The organism is Nostoc sp. DedQUE12b (assembly GCF_034530835.1).
Taxonomy (GTDB): Bacteria; Cyanobacteriota; Cyanobacteriia; order Cyanobacteriales; family Nostocaceae; genus Nostoc.
Genome location: NZ_JAVRCI010000030.1, coordinates 64,819 through 72,553 on the forward strand (window position 1 = coordinate 64,819; position 7,735 = coordinate 72,553).

General features: G+C 40.6%; 9 protein-coding genes. 4 read left to right on the forward strand and 5 right to left on the reverse strand.

The genetic code is table 11. The features are described from left to right. Positions 1–157: 157 nt before the first annotated feature. The 4 genes from RMY16_RS16625 to RMY16_RS16640 form a co-directional block, all read right to left on the reverse strand. Positions 158–2,218, reverse strand: coding sequence for a tetratricopeptide repeat protein (locus RMY16_RS16625; RefSeq protein ID WP_322737328.1), 2,061 nt, complete (start codon positions 2,216–2,218; stop codon positions 158–160). Positions 2,219–2,577: 359 nt separating this feature from the next. Then, positions 2,578–4,422, reverse strand: a complete 1,845-nt coding sequence (locus RMY16_RS16630) for an aspartate kinase (protein WP_322737329.1) — start codon at positions 4,420–4,422, stop codon at positions 2,578–2,580. Positions 4,423–4,543: 121 nt separating this feature from the next. Beyond that, positions 4,544–5,113, reverse strand: a complete 570-nt coding sequence (locus RMY16_RS16635; protein WP_322737330.1) for a Uma2 family endonuclease — start codon at positions 5,111–5,113, stop codon at positions 4,544–4,546. A 30-nt stretch (positions 5,114–5,143) separates the two neighbouring features. Then, positions 5,144–5,371, reverse strand: a complete 228-nt coding sequence (locus RMY16_RS16640; RefSeq protein WP_322737331.1) for a hypothetical protein — start codon at positions 5,369–5,371, stop codon at positions 5,144–5,146. Positions 5,372–5,540: 169 nt separating this feature from the next. Here RMY16_RS16640 and RMY16_RS16645 point away from each other — a divergent pair, with 169 nt between their 5' ends. From RMY16_RS16645 to RMY16_RS16660, 4 genes are all read left to right on the forward strand, one after another. Further along, the gene (locus tag RMY16_RS16645) at positions 5,541–5,813 is read left to right on the forward strand and encodes a type II toxin-antitoxin system HicB family antitoxin (protein WP_322702391.1); all 273 of its coding nucleotides are present in this window, start codon (positions 5,541–5,543) and stop codon (positions 5,811–5,813) included. A 72-nt stretch (positions 5,814–5,885) separates the two neighbouring features. Beyond that, on the forward strand, positions 5,886–6,020 hold the full coding sequence (locus tag RMY16_RS16650) for a hypothetical protein (RefSeq protein ID WP_269141653.1): 135 nt from the start codon (positions 5,886–5,888) through the stop codon (positions 6,018–6,020). A gap of 512 nt (positions 6,021–6,532) precedes the next feature. After that, entirely contained in the window at positions 6,533–6,898 is a 366-nt protein-coding gene (locus RMY16_RS33060) for a DUF433 domain-containing protein (RefSeq protein ID WP_416211678.1), read from the forward strand. Between the two features lie 9 nt (positions 6,899–6,907). After that, entirely contained in the window at positions 6,908–7,270 is a 363-nt protein-coding gene (locus RMY16_RS16660; RefSeq protein ID WP_322737332.1) for a DUF5615 family PIN-like protein, read from the forward strand. 164 nt (positions 7,271–7,434) lie between these two features. On the opposite strand, the gene RMY16_RS16665 is transcribed toward RMY16_RS16660, so the two are convergent. After that, positions 7,435–7,735 (reverse strand): tetratricopeptide repeat protein (locus tag RMY16_RS16665; protein ID WP_322737333.1); only part of this gene is annotated, 301 nt, incomplete at its 5' end.

The following is a 7,735-nucleotide window of genomic DNA, read 5'->3' on the forward strand; positions in this document are numbered from 1 at the left end:
CCCTTGTTTTATAAGCAATAAAATGCTTACTACAAACCATCAAAACTAGTTTGATAAAGTAATAGCCGTAAATTTGTAAAGTAAAACACATTTAAATAGCACAATCACTCTCTAAGAGTTTTGACTGTTGATAGTCGACACTATATTGAGTGGAAACTCAATTTTTTTCTATTTTCCCAGATTTTGGGCGAATAGTTGGCGCTGGTGCTGACTTATTTTGCAGAATTGCAATTTCACGCCGTGCATCTTGATAACTATCTTGTTCCCCTTGCTGTTGGAATAGTTTTGCAGCTTTTTTGAAATCTGCGATCGCACCCAGTTTATTTTTCTGCTTGGTGCGAATCACACCCCGGTTATAATAGGCTAAGGCGTTGTTAGCATTAATTGCGATCGCTCGTGAATAATCCTGATTTGCAGCTTTTTTATTTCCCAGTTCGAGATAAGCGTTACCACGGTTATTGTAAGCTGCTACATTATTAGTATCTAGTTTTAGCGCTGCGGTGTAATCTTCAATAGCACCTTTATAATCTCCAAAAGAAAAGCGGTGAATACCTCTGTGAATATAAGCTGCAATAAATTTAGGATCGATTTGTAAAATAGTGTTGTAATCTTCAGTACCTTCTACTTTTTTTCCCAGATCGCTGTAAATATCACCACGATTAAGATAAGCTTCTATGTATTTGGGATTGATGTTGATTGCATCTGTATAATCTTTAATTGCTTGATCTTTTTGTTTATTAATAGATTGAGTTAAACCCCTTTGATAATAAGCTTTGGCATCACTAGGATTAATCTTAATTACTTTATCAAAATCTTGGATTGCTTCAAGTCTTTGTTTGAGGCGACGGCGAAGAATACCTCGTTGCAAGTAGGCTTCAGTATACTGGGGTTTAAGAGCGATCGCTTTGCTAAAATCTCCAATTGCGCCTTTGTTATCTTTCGATTGAGCACGAGCTAATCCTTGTCCATAGTAAGCATAAGCATCTTTAGAATTTAACTTAATTGCTTGAGTATAATCTGCGATCGCTTCTTTGTATTTGCCTAATGCCGAAAGAGCAAATCCTCGGTCAAAATAGGCATTAGCATCTTGAGGATTAAGTAAAATAGCTTGACTAGAATCTGCTTGTGCTTGCTCGTAGTCTCCTAATCGATAATAAGCATCACCTCGCCTATTATAAGCTAAAGCGTTTTGCGGATCTAATTTAATAGCCTGATTGAAATCTTCAACTGCTCCGTCATACTTTCCTAACTCATATTTATTTACGCCCTCTTGATATAATGTCTTTTGGGCATCAATTACAAGTTTTGGCGATCTCAATTGCCACGCTGCAACACTAAGGGTAATACAGCCAGCTATCCCCCCTATAACTAGTAATAATTTTTTCTGATGTTGTTTTTGGTGATTGTCATCAACATTTATTAATTTTTTCAGGTCTTCTAATACTTCGGTTGCATACTGGTAGCGCTTACGACAGTCAAAACGCACCATTTTATTAATAATTCTGGCTAATTTTCTGTTAACTTTTAGATTTTTATCGCGCCAAAGTATTTCACCTGTCAGCTTATTTTTCTGACTTCGTAAATTAGATATTTCGTTTGCAGGTAAAGCTTTTAGTGCGGCGATCGCAACGATACCTAAAGCATATATATCGCTGTTATATTTGAGGTTGCCGTTAATTTGTTCTATCGGCATATACTCGGAATTTTCAACAGTATTATCGGTTGCTTCATTAAAAGTACCCAAATTAACCAAAACTAACTTTTTATCTGATTCCCGGCGAATAATATTTGCTGGTGTAATATTCCGATGAATTATGCCATAGCTATGTACAATAACCAAAGTTTCTAATATCTCTGACAAAAGAGTAATTACTTGGTCTTCTTTGAGAAGTTGTCCCTGGATAATTTCGTCAGTTAAAGGATTACCAGGTATGAATTCTTGGACTAGATAAAATTCTTCATTTTCTTCAAAGGAAGCAATGAGCTTTTGAATTTTATCGTGTTCTTGTCCGAGTTTTTCTAAAGTTTCTCCTTTGCTGGCAAACAAGCGGCGTAGGATTGTTAAAGCTTGGGGATTGCTATTAGGAAGAGATAACTGCTTTACTATAAATTCTTGGCCATTAAGATTAACATCTTCAACTAGATAGGTTTTCTCTTTTTCCCCATCATTGAGAGTTTTTAGTATTTGATAATGTCCATCTAGTAAATGACTATTCATCAATATAAATATAGTCTAATAAATTGTTCGATTATAGCTTACGTGTTATTACTAGTGATTTTAAAATATAAATATTTATTTATTAAGCAACTTCAAATAAGATCGATGCGTGGGCTGCTACCGCGCGTATATTGCAAAGTCCCTCCCTCAAGCTTGCTACGGTGTATACACAAGTCTGAAATAGCTCAGTAACCAAGGTTTTACCCCACCCTAACCCTCCCCTTATAAAGGGAAGGGAATAAGATTCTCTTGTTTCCCCCCTTTACAAGGGGGGATTAAGGGGGGTAATTTGACTTGTGTAAACACGGTAGCCCAAGCTTGGGAGAGGGATTTAGGGCGAAAGCTCATTGATTCAGATTTTACGCTGGCACGACAAATTTCTCGCTACCAGCCAGTTCAAAGGCTGCATGAATGGCTTGTAAAGCTTTAACACCTTGCTCTTGTGCCACAACACAACTAATTTTGATTTCTGAAGTGGCAATCATTTGAATATTGATTTGTTGTTGAGCTAAAGCTTCAAACATTTTAGCCGCAACACCTGGTTGTCCTAGCATCCCTGCACCGACAATACTTACTTTAGCGATCGCACTATCTAAAACAACTTCCCCCCATCCTAACTCTGCCGCTACTTGGGTAAGCATTTTTTTGGCATTTTCCCCGTCTATCCGCGAGACTGTAAAAGCAATATCTCTTCTGGGAACACCATCAATCACCCGGCAACGCTGAGATTGGATAATCATATCAACACTAATATTGTGTTGCGCTAATAATCCAAACAACTTTGCCGCCATCCCTGGACGGTCTGGCAGTTGGCGAATCGCAAGACGCGCTTGATTCAAATCGAGGGCGACACCGCGAACGGGAGGTGAGGAGTGCTGAGTGCTGAGTGCTGAGTGCTGAGTGCTGAGTTTTCCATCATTACTCCCTGCTCTCTGCTCTCCTGCCTCAATCTCAAAGGCGGTGCGGAGTGCGTTGACGGCGCGATCGCATTCTGCTGCATTGACTACGCAACTTACTTTCACTTCGCTGGTGGAAATCATCTGGATGTTCACGCCTGCTTCGGCTAAGGTGGCGAACATTTTTGCAGCTACGCCAGGACGGCCAATCATTCCTGCACCTGCGATGCTGACTTTGGCAATGTTATGTTCTACCATTACCTCGGCTTCGTCAGATTTGGGGTTAGATTGACTCCTCAGTGCTGGAGCGATCGCTGTTGCTACTGCTTCTGCCCGTTTTAGTATTGGTGTTGTCACCGTAAAGGCAATGTCATTACTGTTACCTTCATGAACTGACTGAATAATCAAATCCACGTCTACTTTTTGCCGAGAAATTTCGCCAAACAATCTGGCTGCCACACCTGGTTTATCAGGTACGCGCAACAAAGCGACTTTTGCTTGGTTAGTGTCAAATTCTACATGATCTACAGGACGGGCAATTTCCAGATTGATTAGCGATCGCCCTTGGGGTTTGGCTGATGTCACCCAAGTACCTGGTTGATCTGTCCAGCTAGACCTAACTACAAGGGGAACCCCATAGTTACGGGCAATTTCCACAGCACGGGGATGCAGCACTTTTGCACCCAAGCTAGCTAATTCCAACATTTCATCGCAGCTGATGGCATCCATCAACTGAGCTTCGGCAACCAACCGGGGATCTGTAGTGAGAATACCTGGAACGTCTGTATAAATTTCACAAAAATTCGCTTTTAAAGCGGCTGCGATCGCCACTGCTGAAGTGTCGGAACCACCACGCCCCAAAGTCGTAATTTCCATCTCTCCGGCGCTAGAGATACCTTGGAACCCAGCTACTACAACTACTTTACCTTCATTTATGTGGCGAGTTAAGCGAGTAGTTTCAATATGCAAAATCCGAGCGCGGCTGTGTTCAGCTTCGGTAACAATTCCTACTTGACCACCAGTCATGGAAATTGCGGGTTGTCCGAGTTCCTGCAAAGCCATGCTGAGTAAGGCAATGGTTACTTGTTCGCCAGTGGAAAGCAGCATATCCATTTCCCGGCGATTAGGATTTGGAGAAATTTCAGTAGCTAGTTTGACGAGTCCATCGGTGGTTTTGCCCATTGCCGAAACCACTACGACAATAGAGTTTCCAGCTTTAACAGTTTTATAAACACGCTGTGCAACAGCTTGAATACGTTCGACTGAACCGACAGATGTACCACCGTATTTCTGAACTATGAGCGCCATAACTTTTTATTTAATCAATTGTGCCTGCTTTCATCAATGCTTCCGCCTGGTAAGGAAGCTTTCAAGGCTTATCAGTTATATATTTTACTAAATATTGCGTCGAATACTTTATAATAATTGATTATTCAAAAACTACATCTTCATAGAGTGTTGCCATTGTTTCTTCAAAATCCACGCTATTGAGTCGAAATGATTGATGCTCTGATGTGTAAGATTGTAAAACCCATAACCCTTGTTCATTACGTCGAAAACACTCAACTCGCTGACGTTTTGTATTAATTAAAACATATTCTTGCAGACTTTCCAGTGTTTGATAATCAGCGAATTTATCGCCCCGATCAAAGGCTTCGGTAGAATTAGATAAAACTTCGACAATTAAACAGGGAAATCTTTTATAACCAGGCGTTTCTCGATCTCGTTGATCGCAAGTAACCATCACATCGGGATAATAAAAGCGATTCAGAGATTCGATTCTGGTTTTCATGTCAGCGATGTAAACACGACAACCAGAGCCGCGCACATGATTACGGAGGAGAGACGCCAAGTTAAGAGCAATGGTAACGTGTGGATCTAGCGCTCCAGCCATTGCGTAGATGTAGCCGTCGATGTATTCATGCTTGATATCGCTCTGTTCCTCCATTTGGAGGTATTCTTCAACGGTGACGTAGTTTTGTTGGGGCGAGGCTATCATAGTTGAAACTTTAATTCAGGAATATAAGCTTCATTCTAGCGATTGTTTACTATCATCATCTTGAAATTCTTTGATTTTGGCATATAAGCTGGCAACCGTTTCTTTAGCAAATAGTTTTTCTTTAACTTGCAAATAGTCACCTTCATTTATTTTACAAGCTGCCCAAAATTTCATTACTTTTGATGGTTCTAAATGAGTGAGCAAAACCTGCATAACTTCTTGTAAATTTTCTTGTTCGTTAATAACTTTAATTTCCATTATCTACCTCAAAAATAAAATTAGTTGGGTTGATTACCAAAAGTGATAAATCTTGGCATCGGTTGATTAATCTCCGATCGCAAGTAATAAAATAATTACTGTAGACGTTGCATCGACCAAGCACCATCATTCAACGTAAGATTAAACTGGTAGCACAACGCGAGATTTCATGGCGATAAGGTTTATTCTGAGCGATTATGTTGACCGAGCGATCGCCCAGGCAATTTATGACAAGCTTGAAGATGGTACATTTGCAGGTAGAATTCCTGTTTGCAAAGGAGTAATAGCCTTTGCATCAACTTTGCGCGAGTGTGAGGATGAATTACGCTCAACGCTAGAAGACTGGATTTTGCTTGGGTTAAAGCTGGGACATTCTCTACCAGTAATTGATAATATTGACCTCAACAAAAAGCCGACTCTTGAGCCGATGGATACCCTGTAACGTCGTGATTTTGTAAAAAAATTACGACCGCTTGGCTTTGATGGCCCTTTTTCTGGAACAAGACATCAGTTTATGGTTTACGGAGAATATCGCCTAACTATTCCCTCTAATGATGAGTATTCTGTACCGCAATTGCGGATGATGATTCGAGAAGTTGAGGTTATTCTAGAGCGGGAAATCACGTTAGAAGAATGGAATAGTCTTTAAGATTTCCAAGAAGCGATGTCTCCGACGGGCGGTTCCTGAGCGCAGCCGAAGGGCTACGCCTACGCCAGCTTTCGGCTCAATGATATACCAAAATGAATGCGTGAATTACTCAAATGAGAAAGCAAACTGGGGTTTGAGTAAGTCAAAGCTGCTTTTACTTGCGGAAAACACCAAAATGAGAAAGTAAAAGCTTCTTTTGCTTGCGGAAAACACCAAAATGAGAAAGCAAACTGGGGTTTGAATAAGTCAAAGCTGCTTTTGCTTGCGGAAAACACCAAAATGAGAAAGTAAAAGCTGCTTTTGAGAAAGTAAAAGCTGCTTTTGAGAAAGTAAAAGCTGCTTTTGAGTAAGTAAAAGCTCCTTTTGAGTAAGTCGAATGGCATTTTTACTTAGTTCAATATGAATTTTAGTCTAGGCGATACCTTTTCTACGAGAGGCTACGCCAACGGTGAGCTTCTCTACGAGACGCTTTGCGAACGCTAACGCGCTTTTCAGTTTGATCGCGGTACGCTTTGCACAAAACTAGCTTATTCTGGATTTGGGGGGAGGCGATCGCTTATGGGTTTACAATCAAAAATAGAGCGCTAGATTTTACAATATCATCATTGCACCTCAGAGCGATAAAAAAGATTTTGGAGCGATCGTTTATGTTAGGTCTGGAGAGAATTACATTTGACCCTAGCATTATGGCTGGACAAGCTTGCATTCGCGGGATGCGAATTCCAGTTTCTTTAGTGGTAAATTTGGTAGCTTATGGAAAGTCCACAGAAGAAATTTTAGAAGAATATCCTGATTTAGAAGCAGAAGATATTCGTCAATCTCTTCTTTATGCAGCATGGTTGACTCAAGAACGAGTTTATACCTTCAAAAGTGCTTAACAAGTAATAATGAAGTTTTTGGCAGATATGGGAATTTCACTACGCACTGTAACTTGGTTGCGTGGTGCTGGTTATGATGTAGTGCATTTGCGCGATGAAGGTTTGCAAAGACTACCAGATGATGAGATTTTAATTAAAGCCCGTGCAGAAGCAAGAATTTTATTAACTATAGATTTAGATTTTGCCCAACTTTTAGCCGTGAGTGGGGAGAGTTTACCCAGTGTGATTTTGTTTAGGTTGGGGAACGAAAATTATGATGCAATTAATGAACGGTTGACGCAAGTTTTAAGTGAATGTCAGGAAGACTTAGAGTTAGGGGCAATTATTTCTGTAAGTAATGAAACTTTCCGAGTCAGGCGATTGCCTATATAACAATACGCTTGGGTTAAGGCTAAAAACTAAAACTGGCGTAGATTGGGGAGCCTCATTCTACCTCAGAGTTCAGAACAGGAAAGTCCGAGTTAAAGCGATACCTTCGGTGAGCTTCGCTAACGCACTTTTCAGTTTTATCACGGTACGCTTTGCACAAAACTAGTTTATTCTGGATTTTGGGAGAGGCGATCGCGTAAATATGCTAAACCTTCACGCATATCCACAGTATTGGGATGATTTGCGCCTAACCGTCGCTCAAAAATATCTAAAGCTTGGATTAAAAGCGGTTCAGCTTCGCTGTATCTGCCTTGGGAACCGTAGAGTAACGCTAGGTTGTTGAGGCTAGTGGCGAGAGATGGATGTTCTTCACCCAGCAGTTTGCGCCAGAGTGCCAAAGCTTGGATGTAAAAGGGTTCGGCTTCGCTGTATCTGCCTTGGGAGTAGTAGAGTAAGGCTAGGTTGTTG

Coding starts and splice junctions, on each gene's coding strand:
- RMY16_RS16645 (WP_322702391.1), top strand. CDS start 5,541: ATGGCGATAAGGTTTATTCTGAGCGATTATGTTGACCGAGCGATCGCC.
- RMY16_RS16630 (WP_322737329.1), bottom strand. CDS start 4,422: ATGGCGCTCATAGTTCAGAAATACGGTGGTACATCTGTCGGTTCAGTC.
- RMY16_RS16650 (WP_269141653.1), top strand. CDS start 5,886: ATGGTTTACGGAGAATATCGCCTAACTATTCCCTCTAATGATGAGTAT.
- RMY16_RS16635 (WP_322737330.1), bottom strand. CDS start 5,113: ATGATAGCCTCGCCCCAACAAAACTACGTCACCGTTGAAGAATACCTC.
- RMY16_RS16660 (WP_322737332.1), top strand. CDS start 6,908: ATGAAGTTTTTGGCAGATATGGGAATTTCACTACGCACTGTAACTTGG.
- RMY16_RS16625 (WP_322737328.1), bottom strand. CDS start 2,218: ATGAATAGTCATTTACTAGATGGACATTATCAAATACTAAAAACTCTC.
- RMY16_RS16640 (WP_322737331.1), bottom strand. CDS start 5,371: ATGGAAATTAAAGTTATTAACGAACAAGAAAATTTACAAGAAGTTATG.